Source organism: Pedobacter sp. PLR (assembly GCF_026239675.1).
GTDB lineage: Bacteria > Bacteroidota > Bacteroidia > Sphingobacteriales > Sphingobacteriaceae > Pedobacter.
On record NZ_JAPIVQ010000007.1, the window covers coordinates 127,692 to 144,271 of the forward strand.

Sequence of the window (16,580 nt, forward strand, 5' to 3'; positions counted from 1 at the left end):
AAAATTACAAATAATGTGCCTGAAAAACATCAATTGCTATTTAATGACTGGCTTTAGAGATTCCAAGATCGATGAAACTCTCCGTTGACCATCGGATGTGCAAAGGCTCAGCAGCATCCTTAACCGTTTCTTTACTGACCTCTTTTCCTGTTCCATAATTGATCTGCGCAAAAGGATTTTTATCAATATTGAGTACCAGCAGCAAACGACTACCCTTTTTAAGCTGTTTACTAAATACCCGGGAACGATGAAAAGGGATAGACTCCTCCTTTCCAGGTCTCAATAACTTCCGCTGAGTCATGTCGTGTGCATAACTCGCTCTACCTAAAAAATAAGAGAGTTGAAAATATTGACCTTCCGGAGTCAGCTCATATAAAGTCAGGCCAATATCCATATCCTTTTTATTGATGATTGCTTTTAATACGCCTTCCAGCTTACCACTCAGCGAAACCGCTTCTTCAAATGGCCGGCTTAAAAAGAACAACCCATTACTCCTGTCTATTTCATTTTTGATGATCGGATCGGGGTAGTAATCATTATTAGTACTATTTCTATCCGCGAGATCAACAGATTGATCCATAAAAATGCCCTTGAGAGGTCTAACAGTAGACAAACTATATTGAGCTCCACTTTTGTCCAGATAAAACCTGATTTTAGAAGATTCCATTTTTTCCATTGAAGGCACATGACGCCAGGTATTGGCTCCCATCACCTCGAAATTTATCTTATCCTTTAAAAGTTCCGGCTTCTTACCCGCTTTCAGGATATAGTCCATCCATTGGAAAGTAATTTCCCTGGTATTGATCAAGGCGACATCATCCAGCTGATAACCTCTTAAATTCGGGACGCCCCCCTGTTGTGCACCAAAATGATCATAAGGGCCAATAATCAGGTAATGTTCGGCATCAGGACGATATTTATAATGCTCTGTTAAATATTCAAGTGCCGAAACCTGCCCATCATCATAGTAACCTGTAATGGTCAAAACCGGAATATTTATCTTTGAAAACTCTTGTTTAAAGGGCACCATCGCTTGCCAGTAAGCATCGTAGTCCGGATGTAACAGCCACTTTTGAAACCATGGATTGGCTGTGCCGTCCAAACTGTCTACCTTGTTGTAGGCCTGGCCGGATTCCCACCATTTCATGCGCATCTTCCGCCAACGTGCCCCATCATCATTGACGGCATTATCTGTATACTTATTGTTCGTCACATAAAATGCCCACTGATAATTCGCCAATAAAAAGATATTATTTTCCATGGGAAGGCCAAGTCCGGGAATAGCAGCCACATAAGGAACAATCGTCTTTAACGCGGGGTTTAAATTCTTCGTTGCCGCCCATTGTGCAAAACCTGAATAACTTCCTCCATACATTCCCACCTTCCCATCACTCCAGGGTTGTTGTACAATCCAATTAATGACAGCATTCACATCTTTCACCTCCTTTTCATAAGGTACCATATCATCCGGACTCAGCCGCTTGCCTCTCGAATCGGCTACCATGCCCACATATCCCTGATCGGCTGCGTATTTAGCCTCAGCCAGGCTCCGCCTGGTATCTGAATAAATGAAATACAGTAATGCCGTTGGTTGTTTGATCATTACTCCCTTTTTCCTGACCACTACCGCCGACAGTGTCAGCCCATCAGGGGTTTTGATCAGCACGCTATCCGCGATGTGATAATTCAGGGTGTCAGGCAAGGCCAGTGCGGATTGTCCGAAACCTACCTGACTAAATAAAAGGCATAGCGCAGCCATACCAAAGGTTTTTCTTTTCTGGTTCATGGTAATAAAATTTGAATTATTTATTGATTTAAGTTCTTGAGTTTAACTGCCTGTCGCTCTGAAATCCCGACCAGCGTCCCGTTGTTTAAGGTTATAGACATTCCACTGTCCTGCCGGGTAATGGTTCTAATTTCATTTAAATTGATAATCTGACTACGATTGGCTCTGAAAAACAGTTTTTTATCCAGTTTTTCCTCCAGTTTATTGAGGGAACTCTTTAACAATACCTCTTCCTTTCCAAAATGTAGTCTGGCATAGTTATCCAAAGACTCAATTAAATAAACGGTACTCCATTTCAGCAGAAAATGACGCGTTTTATTTTTCACAAATACGCTTGGCTCCACTTCACCTAAACACCTTTCAACAACCTGACTCATCGCTTTTTCAAAACGCTCTTCCCGAATAGGTTTCATCAAATAATCCAGCGCTGATACCTCAAAAGCTTTCAAGGCATATTGATCATAAGCAGTAACGAATACCACCATTGGTATAAAGTCAAGTCCTTCCAAAAGTTCAAATCCTGATCGTCCCGGCATCTGAATGTCCAGAAAAATCAGCTCAGGTTTTAAAAGACCGATCAATTCCTCAGCTTCATCGGCATTTGAGGCCTCTGCCAAAACCCTGATCTGTGGATAGTCTTTGAGCATCCGGATCAATTCCAGCCTTGCTCCCCGCTCATCATCTATAATAATGGTTCTGATAATATTATTCATAAGCCGGAATTTTTACTGCAGCATATACTTGTCCTGATTCTATTTCATAAAGTTCAAAACTTGCTTTTCCTGCATAGGTGAGTTTTAGTCGTTCCTCCAGATTTTTAAGTCCAATCCCACTTTCAGTACTTTCTCCGGATAGTCTTCCAGGGTTGATCACTTCAATACACAGAAAATCAGAAGCTTTGGTCAGAAGCACCTGAATAAATCCACCTTCCTTTTGTACCGCAACCCCGTGCTTCACTGCATTTTCTACCAGGCCCTGGATACACATTCTAGGTACCGGAATGCTGGAAAATGACGCATTGCTATCTATTTTAAATGTCAACCTTTCTCCCATCCTCAATTGCTCGAGTTCCAGATAATCCTTCACCAGGGAAAGTTCTTCTTCCACAGGAAGCACCAAAGTCTCCCCTTTATAAAGACCAGCACGTAAAAGCTCAGTCAGCAGATCAATTCCCCTTCCTGCAGAATTAGGGCTTGTATAAATCAGAGATTTTATCGTATTCAAAGAATTGAACAGGAAATGTGGGTTGAGTTGCATATGAAGGTGATCCAGTTGCGTCTGTTTTAAACTCAATTCAATGTTTGCTTTTTCAGTTGCCATACGCAGCTCCCTTTTTGCATAATGATAAAGGTGATAGGCTAACAGCCAGATTGCCATTAAACGAATCCCAGCCATAAAAATACCCAGACCGTTCAGTTTAATAAATTCCTGCATGCTTTGTTGCCCGTTTAAGTCGAAAAGCACCCTGATTCCATAAAGTTTCAGTATCGTTACCACAGCATATAAGATTCCCATCACCAGTACAGCTGGCAGGATACGAATCAACAGACTTCTCAAATCTAAATCCTCCCAATGATGACCCAGGGAGAAGTTTCGATACAGGTGTGTAATCAAAATATAGATCAGGACGTCAGAGATCAATTGAACCAAAGCCAGATCTATCCGGAAACCACCAGTCAAAAATCCCTGCAACGTCCAATACAGGGATGCTATGGTCCAGCCAGCAAGCTGACATTTCCAGTAAAGCGATAAATGAGGTTTAATTTTCAAAATCTTTTCTATTTGAAACAAATCAACGAAAACTAATCCCGGGAAAAAAGATAAAGTACACCAATGCTTGATTTTGGGGATGAGCGTAGGAAGGCGCCCCCTGTCATTTAAGATAGGGCTCATAAAAGTTATAGTGAAAAATCCTTGGATTTAGGCCCGCCTGGCCGGATTTCGATTTTGTTCAAAACCAAAAAAGCCTCTCAGTTTTCACTGAAAGGCTTTGCAATTTGGCTCCCGAGACTGGGCTCGAACCAGTGACCCTCTGATTAACAGTCAGATGCTCTAACCAGCTGAGCTACTCGGGAGTACTGGTTACCAAAATAAACGGCTTTTTTGAAGTCTTAAACAACATTAAGTTTCGTTCGTTTTGGGAATGCAATATTAGGGGTTTTAATTTATTTATGCAATATTTGTAACGAAATATTTTAAAATAATTTTAAGAAAACATCTATGAGCCTGATAATCATAGGGACTGTGGCATTTGATGCTATTGAAACTCCCTTCGGAAAAACAGATAAGATAGTCGGAGGAGCCGCTACTTATGCAAGTTTAGCTGCATCTTACTTCTATGATAAGGTAAAAATCGTCGCAGTTGTTGGTGATGACTTCCATAAAGAAGACATTGACACCTTTAATGCACACGGAATTGATACCGAAGGATTACAAATAAAAGAGGGAGAAAAATCTTTCTTCTGGTCAGGAAAATACCACAACGACATGAACAGCAGAGACACTTTAGTCACTGAATTAAATGTATTGGCGGATTTTGATCCGATCATTCCTGAAAATTACCAGGACTGTGAGTACCTGATGCTGGGTAACCTTACCCCGATCATTCAGCGTACCGTGATCGAAAGATTAAAAAACAGACCGAAACTAATCGTTTTAGATACCATGAACTTCTGGATGGACATCATGATGGATGATCTGTTGGAAACCATCAAACTGGTAGACGTATTGACTATTAATGATGAAGAAGCCCGTCAACTATCAGGAGAATACTCTTTGGTGAAAGCTGCGGAGAAAATCCTGACAATGGGTCCAAAATACCTGATCATTAAAAAAGGTGAACATGGTGCATTGTTATTCCATGAAGATAAAATATTCTCTGCACCGGCATTACCATTGGCAGAAGTATTTGATCCAACCGGAGCCGGAGATACTTTCGCAGGTGGTTTCATTGGCTATTTAGCAAAAGTAGGTACCATAAACTTCAACAATATGAAGAATGCAATTATCTACGGTTCTGCTTTAGCTTCTTTCTGCGTAGAGAAATTCGGAACAGAAAAAATCCTTAACCTGACAGACGAAGAAGTAGCTGACCGTATTCAGGAGTTCGTGAAACTAAGCTCATTTACAATTGACGCTTAATCAATAGTAGCAAGCAATTGTGAAAACAAAAAACGGAGTGCTGAACTGGACTGAGCACTCCGTTTTTTTTATGAATTAGAATTCTAATAAAAGGCTTTTATAATTTCCCTACTACCCTAAACTTCTCAAAAACGCTTTCCGTATGCGGAGCATCAGCGAGTTCTTCCGTCAGGTCTTGTCCTGCCCAATGCTCATAATGTTTCCCATTGCGCCATAAACGGCTTTCAGTAACATCATAGATCAGCCCGAGATAGGCTACCCAGATTTCCGGTTTATCCTGTCCGTTGCGCAAAGCCAATTGTTGTTTCGTATAAACCGTCAACTCCATTACGCTTTAGACTTGCTTTTGAACCATTCAAAAAGATAAACGCTCATCAGCAGCATCGCCATAAAATAAAAGTGACTTTCAAAAGGAATCGCTCCGATTCTTAAATCCAGCGTGTCCATATAAGTGATCACCGGAAGCGTAGTCATGATCCCGTAGGCCAGATAGAAGAACAGTAAAGAAGCCAGGTAGCCACGGTAAAACCGATAACTAAACCGCCGTTTATTGAGGTATTCAATATAAAGAATCAAGACGAACAACATCCCAAAAGTAAGCGTGCTGTACAATTTAAGATGCGCAAAAAACAACATCGCAATACAGATACCTAACATCAGGTTACTCATAGAAAGACTGAACTTATCCAGGCCATTCTCCGGAAAAAACACATTTAAACTTTGATAAATGGCAATTCCTGCAAGGCAGCTCGTCAGGTAAAAAACACACTCTTCTATGGGTATAATCCAAAGTTTGGTCCCCGATAAATAAGCGGGATTAAACACCCAGGCACCAAAAATCACAAAAAGTGTGGCAAAAAAAGAGAAGATCAATGCGGTAATGACAACTGCCGGAAGGGCAAATTTTATCGTTTGGTAGAAGTTTGTTTTTTTAACAAAGAGCAGCAGGATTGGAATCACCAGGATGCCTAAAGCCAGCAACAGATAAGTAAGGTTCATTTATTAATTAGTTAAGCCCAAAAATATGATTTTGACCTCAGTTACCAATTTTCTTTTTTCCCTCAACAAAAAAACGCCTTAACGTAGGCGTTAAGGCGTTTTAAATAACGTTCCCAATGGAATTACATGATTTCTGCACCTAAAATCTCTTTAGAATAAGTCTTTAGATATTTTTTAAGGATCTGGCGGGCAACATGAATTCTGGTTTTTACAGTACCAATTGGAATATCTAAGATCTCCGCAATTTCATGGTATTTATAACCTTCAAAGTATTTAATGAATGGCACATAATACTCTGGTTGAAGCGTGGCTAAAGCTTTATTGATATCGCCTATAATGAACTTACTATCGCTGGTGTTTTTGGAAGCACTATAGTGCAGATTAGCGGAAGAAATATCGTCTGATTTGGTTATTAAAGCATTAGTTTTCACTAAGCGTCTGTAATTATTGATAAAGGTGTTTTTCATGATGGTGAACAACCATCCTTTTAAATTGGTACCTTCTTTAAATTTACTGTAATAGGTTACAGCTTTCAACATTGTGTCCTGTACTAAGTCATTTGCATCCTCAATATCTTTAGTAAAATTTAAAGCGAATGACTGCAACGAAACAGAATGATCGTTTAGTTGGAGGTTGAATTCATTTTTTGTCATAATGTTTTAAGTTTTAAGGTTAAAAAGGCAAACAAACAAAGATTTATGAGTGGCGCTCGCTAGTTTGTTTAATCTTACACACCAAATGCTATACAACATTAGTACCAAAAAATCAATAGCAATATTAAGAAATTGTTTTTCGGGGTTGGCTATGACAAAGAGCCCTGTGTCACAAAATATTTACTTCTCTTTCTAACCGCACACCAAACTTGGCCTCAACGGTATTTATAATGTTTTCTGAAAAACTGTACACTTCCTGTCCAGTAGCCTGTCCATGGTTGACCAATACCAGTGCCTGATTCTTCCAGGTTCCTGTTTGCCCAACTACTTTACCTTTAAACCCACATTGCTCAATTAACCAGCCTGCGGCAAGCTTTACTTTATCAGGAGGCACTTGATAATGAACCACTTCAGGGAAAGCTTCGTAAACCTTTTTAAAATCAGAAGTTGCAATTACAGGATTTTTAAAGAAACTACCTGCATTCCCAATAGTTGTAGGATCAGGCAGTTTGCTTACGCGGATATGGGCTACCACAGCAGATACATCGGCGATCGTTGGTGTGCTGATACCACGATTGGCCAGCTCCTCCTGAATCGCTCCATATTGTGTGTTAATTTTCGCTACACGACTTAAACGGAAACGTACCTCAGTAATCAGGTATTGCCCTTTTAACTCATTTTTGAAAATGCTGTCGCGATAACCGAACTGGCAATCAGCATGGCTAAACGACCTCGATCTGCCGGTACTTAACTCCGTACCTGTACAAGATTCGAACACATCTTTCAATTCTACGCCATAAGCACCAATATTTTGTATTGGCGAAGCGCCTACTGTACCCGGAATCAGGCTCAGGTTTTCTACTCCTGCATACCCATGTTGCACACAATAGTTGACAAAATCATTCCAGACCACGCCAGCCCCTGCAGTTACGATCACCTCATCCCCATCAACTACCGCTGAAATACCTGGAATACTCACTTTAACCGCCAATCCTTCAAAATCTTTGGTAAACAACAGATTGCTCCCACCCCCTAAAATCAACAAAGGCTGTGTTTTGAGCAGCGCTGAGGCCAGCAGTTCCTGCAAGTCTGAAGGAGTAACTACCTCTGCGAAATAAAGGGCCTTAACAGCGATACCAAACGTATTATAAGGTTTTAATGAAGTGTGTTGTTGGAAGATGGTCATAGTTAAAATGAACTGATTTGCTATAGTCTACAAATGTAATTGTTCGGGAGGGGAATCAACATGATTAAATAAATATTTAAAAAAATTGACTATTTTTCGTCTCTACTGTGTAAAAAGCAAGTTTATTCAGAAAGGAGAACAAGAAATTTAAATGGAAAATCAGGATAAAAAGAGAATTTTAATTATTGAGGCAGCTTTAAAGCGTTTTGCCCATTATGGTCTGGCAAAAACAACCATGACTGAAATCGCAAAAGACATCTCTTTCTCAAAAGCATTACTCTATTACTATTTTCCTGACAAACTAAGCCTCTATGTAAGTGCGATAGAACACCTCATGCAAATCATCAGCAGAGATCTGGTAAAGTCTATCGACAAAACAAAAACTGCTACTGAAGGCGTCCTTAAACTGCTACAAAAAAGACAGGCCTTCATTCAGAAATACTACAACATCCTCGAATCCAGCCAGATCATAGGCAATGAACTTCCGGAAAACCTGGCGGAGAAATTCCACAAAGCAAGAACTTTTGAATTCATCATTATTGGCTCCTTATTTAGCCGTGGTGTGGCCAGTAAAGAGTTCTTCATGACCGATACCAAACTAGCTACCGAAATATTTATTGATGCCTTAGCAGGTATTCATTTCAATATCCTCTCTAAGGATAAAAGCATGTTCCCCGGAAAAGAACAGTTCAAACTGATCTTTCAAAAAGAGAAAATGTTTGCGGATATCTTTTTAGACGGGCTAAAAACTAAACCACAACCTTAAACACGCCCCGACCACAACACTTTGTCATCTTAAAGTAAGTTTCCCTGGATTTTCATGACAAAATCCAACTTACGGAATTATGGTAGTATTTTTGACTGTAGAAATAAAAAAGTCAGAAAGTAAAAAAGTAGAATGGTAGAGACAGACAAAAAAAGGGAATTGATTATTGAGGGTGCGATCAAGCGATTTATTCATTACGGCATCAACAAAACCACAATGAACGAAATAGCAGACGATTTATCCGTCTCTAAGCCTTCCCTGTACTATTATTTCCCTGATAAAAGCAGTCTGATATTAGGTGTAATTGAGAAAGTTTTCTCCGACTACTTCGAAATGATGGAAAAAGATCAGGCTTCCAAAAACACGCTGGAAGAGTGTTTAGCTGCTTTCGTAGAAATCAGACACCGCTTTTTCCAGAAGTATTATATGCTGCACCTTTCAGGTGGCAGTCCGGATGCCTCCTTAAACTCGGATGCGCTCAGAGCCGCATTCCTTACCATGAAAGCCAAAAACGAAGATTTTCATGCGCAGGTTTTACAACGTGCCGTAGACAAAGGCGAAATCGCTCCTGTAGACGTCCAGAAAATAGCAGAACTGTATCTGGACAGTCAGGCAGGAATCACCTCGCTATGCCTACTCCATGGCAATAAAGAATTGTTTCCAAGCAAAAAAGAAATGAAAACCATTCTGGAGAAACAACACAGCTTATCAAAGATATTTATCAAAGGATTAAAATAACAGACACTTTAAATAACAGAGAATCATAGACCAAAAATTATAATAAACATGAATACTATAATTAAACAGGTAAGACTGATCCCACTACTGCTGCTGGGATTGTTATTATCTAATGTAGCAAGCGCTCAGCAAACGCTGAATCTCAAAGACGCCCTAAACTACGCCATTCAAAACAGCGCAAATTCGCGCAAGGCGAAACTGGATATAGAAGGAGGCCGTTATAAAACAGAGGAAATCAGAGCTCAGGCACTTCCAACAGTAACAGGAAATGCAGGATTAACCTATAACCCTGTAGTTGGACAACTGGTAGTCGGACCGGATTTATCCTTCCCAATGGGTAGAGCATGGAACTCAAATGCCGGAATTCAATTGAATCAGCAGTTATTTAACCAACAGGTTTTTACTGGCTTAAAGGCCGCAAGAACCAGCGAAAGCTATTATAATGCCAACGCTGAGTTAACTGACGAACAGATCATTGAGCAGGTAGCCAACAATTACTATCAGGTATTGGTCAACAGACAACAACTAAACGTGATTGATACCAATATCAAAAATGTGAAAGTAGTAGAAAAAATCATTGGCAATCAATATAAAAATGGTTTGGCCAGAAAAATTGATGTAGATAGAATCAAGGTAAACCTGACCAACCTGGAAACCAGACGTGAGCAAACGCTGAATGCCATCATTCAACTGGAAAACCAATTGAAGTTCTCAATGGGCATGCCGGTAGAAACGGTCATCAATTTACCTAAAACGGAATTAGACCGTAACCCAACGCTTCCTACATTATCAGATTCTGTAAACATAGAAGGCAGAACGGAAATGAAGCTGTTAAACATTCAAAAAGAGCTACTTACTTTGCAACGCAAGGCCTATGTAGCAGAATACTACCCTACGCTTTCCTTAGCTGCAAACTATTCTTACACTGGACAAAGTGATAAATTTGATTTATTCAAATCCAATGGTAATGCGTTCTGGTACGGTGCCTCAGCAGTTGGCCTGACCTTAAAAGTGCCGATTTTCAATGGTTTCGCTACGCGTTCCAGAGTTCGTCAGGCAGATGTAGAATTGAAAAAAGCAACAGAAGACAGAAGAGAAACCCGCAATGCGTTAAACCTCTCTTATGAAAATGCAAAGATCCAATTGAAAAACAGTCTGAACACCATTAATTCTCAACGCGCAAACGTATTGCTTGCTCAGGAGATTTACAACAGCACTCAAAACAATTACAACAACGGTCTTGCTGCATTAACAGACTTGTTAGATACAGAAAATGCGCTTACTGAAGCACAGAACAGCTATACCCAGGCCTTATTGAACTATAAGATTGCCGAAATACAATTAATCAAATCAAACGGAAATATAAAATCACTACTACAATGAAAAAAGGAATCATTACAGCCTTAGTAATCATAATTGCCATAGTCGGGATCGCCCTGGTGTTGAAAAACAATAAAAAGAAAAATGCAGAAAAAACGGCAATTGTTGCAGAAGGTAGCGGTGCAATTTCTGTTCGTACAGAAGTAGCGAAAAAAGAAGCTGTTAACCTTGATTTTAGCGTTAACGGAATCTTTGCACCTATTCAGGAATTGATTTATATGGCGGAAATAGCAGGTCGTGTGACCCATATTTACGTAAAAGAAGGAGACAGAGTAACTAAAGGTCAGCCATTGGCACGTATTGATGCCGAAATCTTAAATACGGATAAAGAAACCGCAGAAGCAACCCTTCAGAATGCAATCAGAGATGAAGCAAGGTATGCGAGCTCTTTCCAGACAGGTGGCGTAACACAACAACAATTAGATCAGGCGAAACTGGCTGTTAAAAATGCCAGATTAAGACTACAGAGCTCACAAAAAAGAGTGAGTGATGCCAACATGAGGTCTCCGATCAATGGTGTTGTCAACAAAAAATTCGTGGAAGTTGGTGCCTATGCAAATGCTCAGGGTACACAATTGTTCGAACTGGTAGATGTTTCTAAATTGAAACTAAAAGTAAATGTTGACGAATCTCAGGTAGCTAACTTAAAGCTTGGTGATCAGGTGCCGATCAAAACAACTGTTTTCCCAACTGATAACTTCGAAGGAAAAATCACGTTTATCGCACCAAAAGCTGATGCTTCCCTGAATTTCCCTGTTGAACTATTGGTAGAAAACAACAAGAAAAACACGATTAAAGCAGGTATGTACGGTACTGCAATCTTCAAATTCCCACACCTTGCCCCTACGATTATCATCCCTCGTGGTGCATTCTTCGGTAGTGTGAGTAGCAACCAGATCTTTGTATTAGGTGAAGGAAATAAAGCAGTATTGCGTAAAGTAGTAGCAGGTAGAATCCTTGGAGAAAACGTTGAAGTGCTGGATGGCCTGAAAGAAGGCGAAACAGTGATCACCAGTGGACAAATCAACTTAGTTGATGGAACGCCGGTTGTTCCTGTAAAATAACCAACACTTTAGCATGAATATATAACAAAACTATTCTGATGAAAATAACAGAAATTTCTATAAAGCGCCCAACACTCGTTATCGTGGTTTTTACCGCGCTAACGCTGATGGGGCTGTTGAGCTACTTTAGCCTGAGCTATGAATTATTACCAAAGTTCTCCAATAACGTAGTCTCTATTTCTACGGTATATCCAGGTGCTTCACCTAATGAGGTAGAGAATACCGTAACCAAGAAGATTGAAGATGCCGTCTCCTCTATGGAGAACATTAAGAAACTAAACGCGGTATCTTATGAGAGTTTATCCGTAGTGACCATCACCCTGAATGATAAAGCCAATGTGGATTTATCATTGAATGAGGCGCAACGTAAAGTAAACTCTATCCTTGCTGATTTACCAACGGATGTAAAACAACCATCCCTGAATAAGTTCTCACTGGATGATTTACCGGTTATCACGATGTCAGCATCCGCCAAAATGGATGATGCAGCGTTCTACGACTTAATCGATAAACGGATTGCCCCGATCCTTTCCAGGGTATCAGGTGTGGCGCAAGTCAACCTGGTTGGTGGTTCAGAACGTGAAATCGTTGTTGGATTAAATGCCGCTAAAATTGAAGGCTACAACCTTTCTATTCCACAAATTCAACAAGCCATCCTGACTTCCAACCTCGACTTCCCTACCGGAAGTGTGAAAACGGAAAACCAGGACGTGTTAATCCGTCTTTCCGGTAAATTTAAATCGGTTGATGAATTGAGAAACCTTGTGGTTGCAACCAGCAAAACCGGCGCACAGATCAGATTGAGCGATGTGGCCGATGTTCAGGATGCACAAAAAGAGGTAGAAAAAATTGCACGTATTGACAGAAAAGGAGCGATTGCGATTCAGATCATTAAACAATCTGATGCGAATGCGGTAGAAGTAAGTAAAGGCATGCACAAAATTGTGGAAACCCTTGAAAAAGACTACAAAGCAAACGAATTAAAAATCATCATTGCAAACGACAGTTCCATCTTTACATTAGAATCAGCTGATGCGGTAATCCACGATTTAATCATGGCAATTATCCTCGTAGCTTTCGTGATGTTGTTCTTCCTCCACAGTTTACGTAACGCGGCAATTGTAATGGTATCCATTCCAGCTTCCCTGATTGCTACATTTATCGGGATGAGCTTATTTGGCTATACCTTAAACTTAATGTCACTACTTGGACTATCACTCGTGGTAGGTATCCTGGTGGATGATGCGATTGTGGTACTGGAAAACATCTACAGACACATGGAGATGGGTAAAAACCGTGTTCGTGCAGCTTATGATGCAACCGCCGAAATTGGCTTTACCGTAGTTTCCATTACTTTGGTAATTGTGGTGGTGTTCTTCCCGATTGCTGTCAGTTCAGGATTGGTTTCTAATATCCTGCGTCAGTTCTGTGTGGTGGTAATTATCGCAACCTTATTATCATTAGTCACTTCATTTACTATCGTTCCCTTATTATCATCACGTTTCGGTAAACTGGAAAAAATTGAAGGTAAAAATGCTTTCGGACGTTTCATTCTCTGGTTCGAGAAACAACTACATAAATTTACCGTTTGGGTAACTAGTATCTTAGAATGGACTTTGCGTCATAAAGCCATCACCATTATCGGTGTATTTATGCTCCTATTGAGTTCATGTGGATTAACGATCGGTGGTTTCATCGGTACAGAGTTCTTCCCTAAGAGTGATAAAGGAGAGTTTTTAGTACAGATTGAGCTTCCTAAAGATGCTTCTCTGGAAAAAACAAACCAGTTCACACAAAGTGCAGAAGCGTTCTTAGCGAAGAAACCGGAGATCACACAAATGATTACTACCGTTGGACAATCCAGTGGTGATATGGGTGCTTCTCAGGCTACCGCTTACAAGTCTGAGATCAACGTAAAATTAGTAGAACGCAAGGACCGTGCAGATGCATCCGATATTTATGCCACGAAAGTAAGTCGTGAGTTGTCGAAATTCCTGGTTGGTGCGAAAGTAAAAACAGTACCGATCAGTATTTTAGGTATTGCTGAAAATGCACCGATTGACCTGGTAGTCATGGGCTCCGATCTGGATAGCGCCATGAAATACGCAGAAGGTGCAATGGAAGTCTTAAGAGGCATCCCGGGTTCAGCAGAGGTAAAATTATCTGTAGAAAAAGGTAGCCCGGAAATCAATGTTCAGGTAGACCGTGATAAGATGGCTGCTTTAGGATTGACCCTGCAAACTGTCGGTATGACCATGCAAACTGCATTTAGTGGAAATACAGACGGTAAATACCGTAAAGGTGAATACGAATACGACATCAACATCCAGTTCCAAAGCTTTAACCGTCGTAACATCGACGATGTAAGAAACCTGACTTTTATCAACGACAAAGGTGAAAAAGTGAAACTGATTCAGTTCGCCGACATCAAAGAGGGTTCAGGCCCAAGTCAGCTGGAACGTAGAGATAAGAGTACTTCTGTTTCTGTAAAAGCACAGTCTATCGGTAGGCCAACAGGTACCATCGTAACAGAACTACAGAATAAACTGATTGAACTCGAAAACAATGGCAAACTGAAAAAACCAGTTGGCGTAAGTTATGTATGGGGTGGTGACCAGGAAAACCAAAGTGAAGGTTTCGGTACTTTAGGTATCGCAATGATGGCTTCTGTTATTTTAGTATACCTGATTATGGTAGCCTTATACGACAGTTTTGTTTATCCTTTAGTGGTGATGTTCTCGATTCCTTTATCGGTAATCGGTGCCTTACTAGCCTTAGCTATAACCAACAACTCATTAGGTATCTTTACGATCTTAGGATTGATCATGCTGATCGGTCTGGTAGCGAAAAATGCGATCATCCTGGTCGATTTTACGAACCAGATGAAAGCAGAAGGTAAATCGACTCATGAAGCGCTTATTCTAGCCAACCATGCACGTTTACGTCCGATCCTGATGACCACGATTGCCATGGTAATCGGTATGCTTCCTATTGCATTGGCCAGTGGTGCCGGTGCGGAATGGAAAAACGGTCTGGCATGGGTAATTGTAGGTGGACTAACCAGTTCCCTGTTCCTGACGCTAATCGTAGTACCGGTAATGTATCAGATCTTTGATAATATCTTAACCAGATTTGGCTTCAACAAAAAAGGCAAGTCAATGGAAGAGCTGATTGCAGAACCATACGACCATAAAGATGTAAAAGAATACGACCTGGACGGTAAACACTAAACCAGCCAGCTCATAAAAAAGAGGAATTTGCAAATGCAGATTCCTCTTTTTTTGTAAACAAAGAAACCCCACATTGCTGTGAGGTTTCTCCTTTATCAAAACAATACCTTAAATATGTATCGCTCTGTTTTCAGTTGCAGCCATAGCTGCTTCTTTTAATGCTTCTGTATAAGTTGGGTGCGCATGGCAAATTCTCGCGATGTCTTCTGCTGAAGCACGGAATTCCATTGCTACCACCGCCTCAGCGATCATATCTGCTGCACGTGGACCAATCATGTGTACACCTAAGATTTCATCAGTAGCAGCATCTGCCAATACTTTCACGAAACCATCGGTATCCATACTTGCTTTTGCACGTCCACTAGCTTTGAAAGGGAATGAACCTGCTTTATAAGCCGTACCTTTTTCTTTCAGTTGCTCTTCAGTAAAACCTACTGATGCTACTTCCGGCCAGGTATATACTACACCTGGAATCAGGTTATAGTTGATGTGTGGTTTTTGTCCGGCTAAAGTTTCCGCAACATAAATACCTTCATCTTCTGCTTTATGGGCAAGCATTGCACCTGTAATCACGTCACCAATTGCATAAACACCAGGAACCGAAGTTTCTAAATGATTATTTACAGGGATCTTGTTGCCACGATCTTCTGTTTTGATGCCAATATTTTCTAATCCTAATCCTTCAGTATAAGCCGTACGACCTACTGCAACGATACAGTAATCAGCCTCAAGGCTAACTACAACACCTTTTGCGTTTTCAGCAGTAACCGTAACACGTTTACCTTTAGCAGTTGCACCAGTTACTTTATGACCCATAAAGAACTCCATGCCTAAAGATTTTTTCAATACACGTTGCAATTCTTTTCCTAAACCAGCATCCATTGTTCCAATGATTGACGGCATGAATTCAACTACAGATACTTTAGTACCTAAACGTGCGTAAACAGAACCCAATTCTAATCCGATTACACCACCACCAATTACGACCATTTCTTTCGGTACTTCTTTGATGTTCAATGCTTCTGTTGAAGTAATGATTCTCTTTTTATCAATCGGTAAAAATGGAAGTGCTGTTGGTTTAGAACCTGAAGCGATGATCACATTTTTAGCCGTAATTGTTTCTGTACTTCCGTCTTCTTTAGTGATTTTAATCGTGTTCTTGTCAACGAAAGAACCTAATCCCTGGAAAGAATCAATTTTATTTTTTTTGAAGAGGTATTGAATTCCGGCAGTATTCTGAGCCACTACATCATCCTTACGAGCGATCATTTGTGGCATATCCACTTTCAGATCTTTAAGGTTAATTCCATGAGTCTGGAAAGTATGTGCAGCATTGTGAAAATGCTCTGAAGAGTCTAACAATGCCTTTGAAGGAATACAACCTACGTTCAAGCAGGTTCCCCCAAAAGTTTTATATTTTTCTATCACTGCCGTTTTTAAGCCAAGTTGAGCACATCTGATTGCGCCAACATAACCGCCCGGGCCGGAGCCAATAACAACTACATCGTATTGCATATTAAGGTTTTTTTTTGTGGAACAAAGTTAATAAACCTATCCTAATAATCCCCCTAAAAGCAATTCTTTCCTCATCTTTAATGTTACATACTCAAAAATGAAGTGACGATTTCTGTATATTT

At 40.3% G+C, this 16,580-nt stretch carries 14 protein-coding genes and 1 tRNA gene; 6 read left to right on the forward strand and 9 right to left on the reverse strand.

All coding sequences use genetic code 11. From position 1 onward, the window contains the following. Positions 1-40: 40 nt before the first annotated feature. The 4 genes from OQX61_RS18015 to OQX61_RS18030 all read right to left on the reverse strand — a co-directional run bounded on the left by OQX61_RS18015 (position 41) and on the right by OQX61_RS18030 (position 3,861). Complete coding sequence (locus OQX61_RS18015; protein WP_265843195.1) at positions 41-1,786, reverse strand: CocE/NonD family hydrolase; 1,746 nt, start codon at positions 1,784-1,786, stop codon at positions 41-43. Positions 1,787-1,806: 20 nt separating this feature from the next. Then, positions 1,807-2,499 (reverse strand): LytTR family transcriptional regulator DNA-binding domain-containing protein, encoded by a 693-nt coding sequence (locus tag OQX61_RS18020; RefSeq protein ID WP_265843196.1) that lies wholly within the window; start codon positions 2,497-2,499, stop codon positions 1,807-1,809. Next, a complete protein-coding gene (locus tag OQX61_RS18025) occupies positions 2,492-3,556 on the reverse strand; it encodes a histidine kinase (RefSeq protein ID WP_265843197.1) in 1,065 nt (354 codons plus the stop codon). Before OQX61_RS18025 ends, OQX61_RS18020 begins: the two co-directional genes overlap by 8 nt. Positions 3,557-3,784: 228 nt before the next feature. Beyond that, a tRNA-Asn gene (locus OQX61_RS18030) sits at positions 3,785-3,861 on the reverse strand. Between the two features lie 145 nt (positions 3,862-4,006). Here OQX61_RS18030 and OQX61_RS18035 point away from each other — a divergent pair. Beyond that, entirely contained in the window at positions 4,007-4,927 is a 921-nt protein-coding gene (locus OQX61_RS18035) for a PfkB family carbohydrate kinase (protein ID WP_265843198.1), read from the forward strand. Between the two features lie 97 nt (positions 4,928-5,024). Here the strand turns inward: OQX61_RS18035 and OQX61_RS18040 are convergent, their stop codons facing one another. The 4 genes from OQX61_RS18040 to murB all read right to left on the reverse strand — a co-directional run bounded on the left by OQX61_RS18040 (position 5,025) and on the right by murB (position 7,765). After that, positions 5,025-5,255 (reverse strand): cytochrome b5 domain-containing protein, encoded by a 231-nt coding sequence (locus tag OQX61_RS18040; protein ID WP_265843199.1) that lies wholly within the window; start codon positions 5,253-5,255, stop codon positions 5,025-5,027. Next, positions 5,255-5,926, reverse strand: a complete 672-nt coding sequence (locus OQX61_RS18045) for a lycopene cyclase domain-containing protein (RefSeq protein WP_265843200.1) — start codon at positions 5,924-5,926, stop codon at positions 5,255-5,257. Before OQX61_RS18045 ends, OQX61_RS18040 begins: the two co-directional genes overlap by 1 nt. A 122-nt stretch (positions 5,927-6,048) precedes the next feature. Further along, positions 6,049-6,579, reverse strand: a complete 531-nt coding sequence (locus OQX61_RS18050) for a sigma-70 family RNA polymerase sigma factor (RefSeq protein ID WP_062546813.1) — start codon at positions 6,577-6,579, stop codon at positions 6,049-6,051. Between the two features lie 169 nt (positions 6,580-6,748). Further along, positions 6,749-7,765 (reverse strand): UDP-N-acetylmuramate dehydrogenase, encoded by a 1,017-nt coding sequence (gene murB, locus OQX61_RS18055; protein ID WP_265843201.1) that lies wholly within the window; start codon positions 7,763-7,765, stop codon positions 6,749-6,751. Positions 7,766-7,916: 151 nt separating this feature from the next. Here murB and OQX61_RS18060 point away from each other — a divergent pair, with 151 nt between their 5' ends. The 5 genes from OQX61_RS18060 (at position 7,917) to OQX61_RS18080 (ending at position 14,943) form a co-directional block, all read left to right on the forward strand. Beyond that, entirely contained in the window at positions 7,917-8,531 is a 615-nt protein-coding gene (locus OQX61_RS18060; RefSeq protein WP_265843202.1) for a TetR/AcrR family transcriptional regulator, read from the forward strand. A gap of 132 nt (positions 8,532-8,663) precedes the next feature. Beyond that, positions 8,664-9,269 carry a TetR/AcrR family transcriptional regulator gene (locus OQX61_RS18065; protein ID WP_265843203.1) on the forward strand — a complete coding sequence of 202 codons (606 nt, stop codon included), beginning with the start codon at positions 8,664-8,666 and terminating at the stop codon, positions 9,267-9,269. A gap of 48 nt (positions 9,270-9,317) precedes the next feature. After that, positions 9,318-10,652: a TolC family protein gene (locus OQX61_RS18070; RefSeq protein ID WP_265843204.1), complete on the forward strand. Its 1,335-nt coding sequence runs from the start codon at positions 9,318-9,320 to the stop codon at positions 10,650-10,652. After that, positions 10,649-11,713: an efflux RND transporter periplasmic adaptor subunit gene (locus OQX61_RS18075; protein WP_265843205.1), complete on the forward strand. Its 1,065-nt coding sequence runs from the start codon at positions 10,649-10,651 to the stop codon at positions 11,711-11,713. Before OQX61_RS18070 ends, OQX61_RS18075 begins: the two co-directional genes overlap by 4 nt. 38 nt (positions 11,714-11,751) lie before the next feature. Beyond that, positions 11,752-14,943, forward strand: a complete 3,192-nt coding sequence (locus OQX61_RS18080) for an efflux RND transporter permease subunit (protein WP_265843206.1) — start codon at positions 11,752-11,754, stop codon at positions 14,941-14,943. Between the two features lie 108 nt (positions 14,944-15,051). On the opposite strand, the gene lpdA is transcribed toward OQX61_RS18080, so the two are convergent. Then, positions 15,052-16,458, reverse strand: coding sequence for a dihydrolipoyl dehydrogenase (gene lpdA / locus OQX61_RS18085; RefSeq protein ID WP_265843207.1), 1,407 nt, complete (start codon positions 16,456-16,458; stop codon positions 15,052-15,054). Between the last annotated feature and the right edge of the window lie 122 nt (positions 16,459-16,580).

What these genes read in the sequence shown, in the direction of transcription:
- OQX61_RS18070 (WP_265843204.1), top strand. Translation starts at nt 9,318, where the DNA reads ATGAATACTATAATTAAACAGGTAAGACTGATCCCACTACTGCTGCTG.
- OQX61_RS18060 (WP_265843202.1), top strand. Translation starts at nt 7,917, where the DNA reads ATGGAAAATCAGGATAAAAAGAGAATTTTAATTATTGAGGCAGCTTTA.
- OQX61_RS18015 (WP_265843195.1), bottom strand. Translation starts at nt 1,786, where the DNA reads ATGAACCAGAAAAGAAAAACCTTTGGTATGGCTGCGCTATGCCTTTTA.
- OQX61_RS18080 (WP_265843206.1), top strand. Translation starts at nt 11,752, where the DNA reads ATGAAAATAACAGAAATTTCTATAAAGCGCCCAACACTCGTTATCGTG.
- OQX61_RS18065 (WP_265843203.1), top strand. Translation starts at nt 8,664, where the DNA reads ATGGTAGAGACAGACAAAAAAAGGGAATTGATTATTGAGGGTGCGATC.
- OQX61_RS18075 (WP_265843205.1), top strand. Translation starts at nt 10,649, where the DNA reads ATGAAAAAAGGAATCATTACAGCCTTAGTAATCATAATTGCCATAGTC.
- OQX61_RS18035 (WP_265843198.1), top strand. Translation starts at nt 4,007, where the DNA reads ATGAGCCTGATAATCATAGGGACTGTGGCATTTGATGCTATTGAAACT.
- OQX61_RS18050 (WP_062546813.1), bottom strand. Translation starts at nt 6,579, where the DNA reads ATGACAAAAAATGAATTCAACCTCCAACTAAACGATCATTCTGTTTCG.
- lpdA (WP_265843207.1), bottom strand. Translation starts at nt 16,458, where the DNA reads ATGCAATACGATGTAGTTGTTATTGGCTCCGGCCCGGGCGGTTATGTT.
- OQX61_RS18045 (WP_265843200.1), bottom strand. Translation starts at nt 5,926, where the DNA reads ATGAACCTTACTTATCTGTTGCTGGCTTTAGGCATCCTGGTGATTCCA.
- OQX61_RS18020 (WP_265843196.1), bottom strand. Translation starts at nt 2,499, where the DNA reads ATGAATAATATTATCAGAACCATTATTATAGATGATGAGCGGGGAGCA.
- OQX61_RS18040 (WP_265843199.1), bottom strand. Translation starts at nt 5,255, where the DNA reads ATGGAGTTGACGGTTTATACGAAACAACAATTGGCTTTGCGCAACGGA.
- murB (WP_265843201.1), bottom strand. Translation starts at nt 7,765, where the DNA reads ATGACCATCTTCCAACAACACACTTCATTAAAACCTTATAATACGTTT.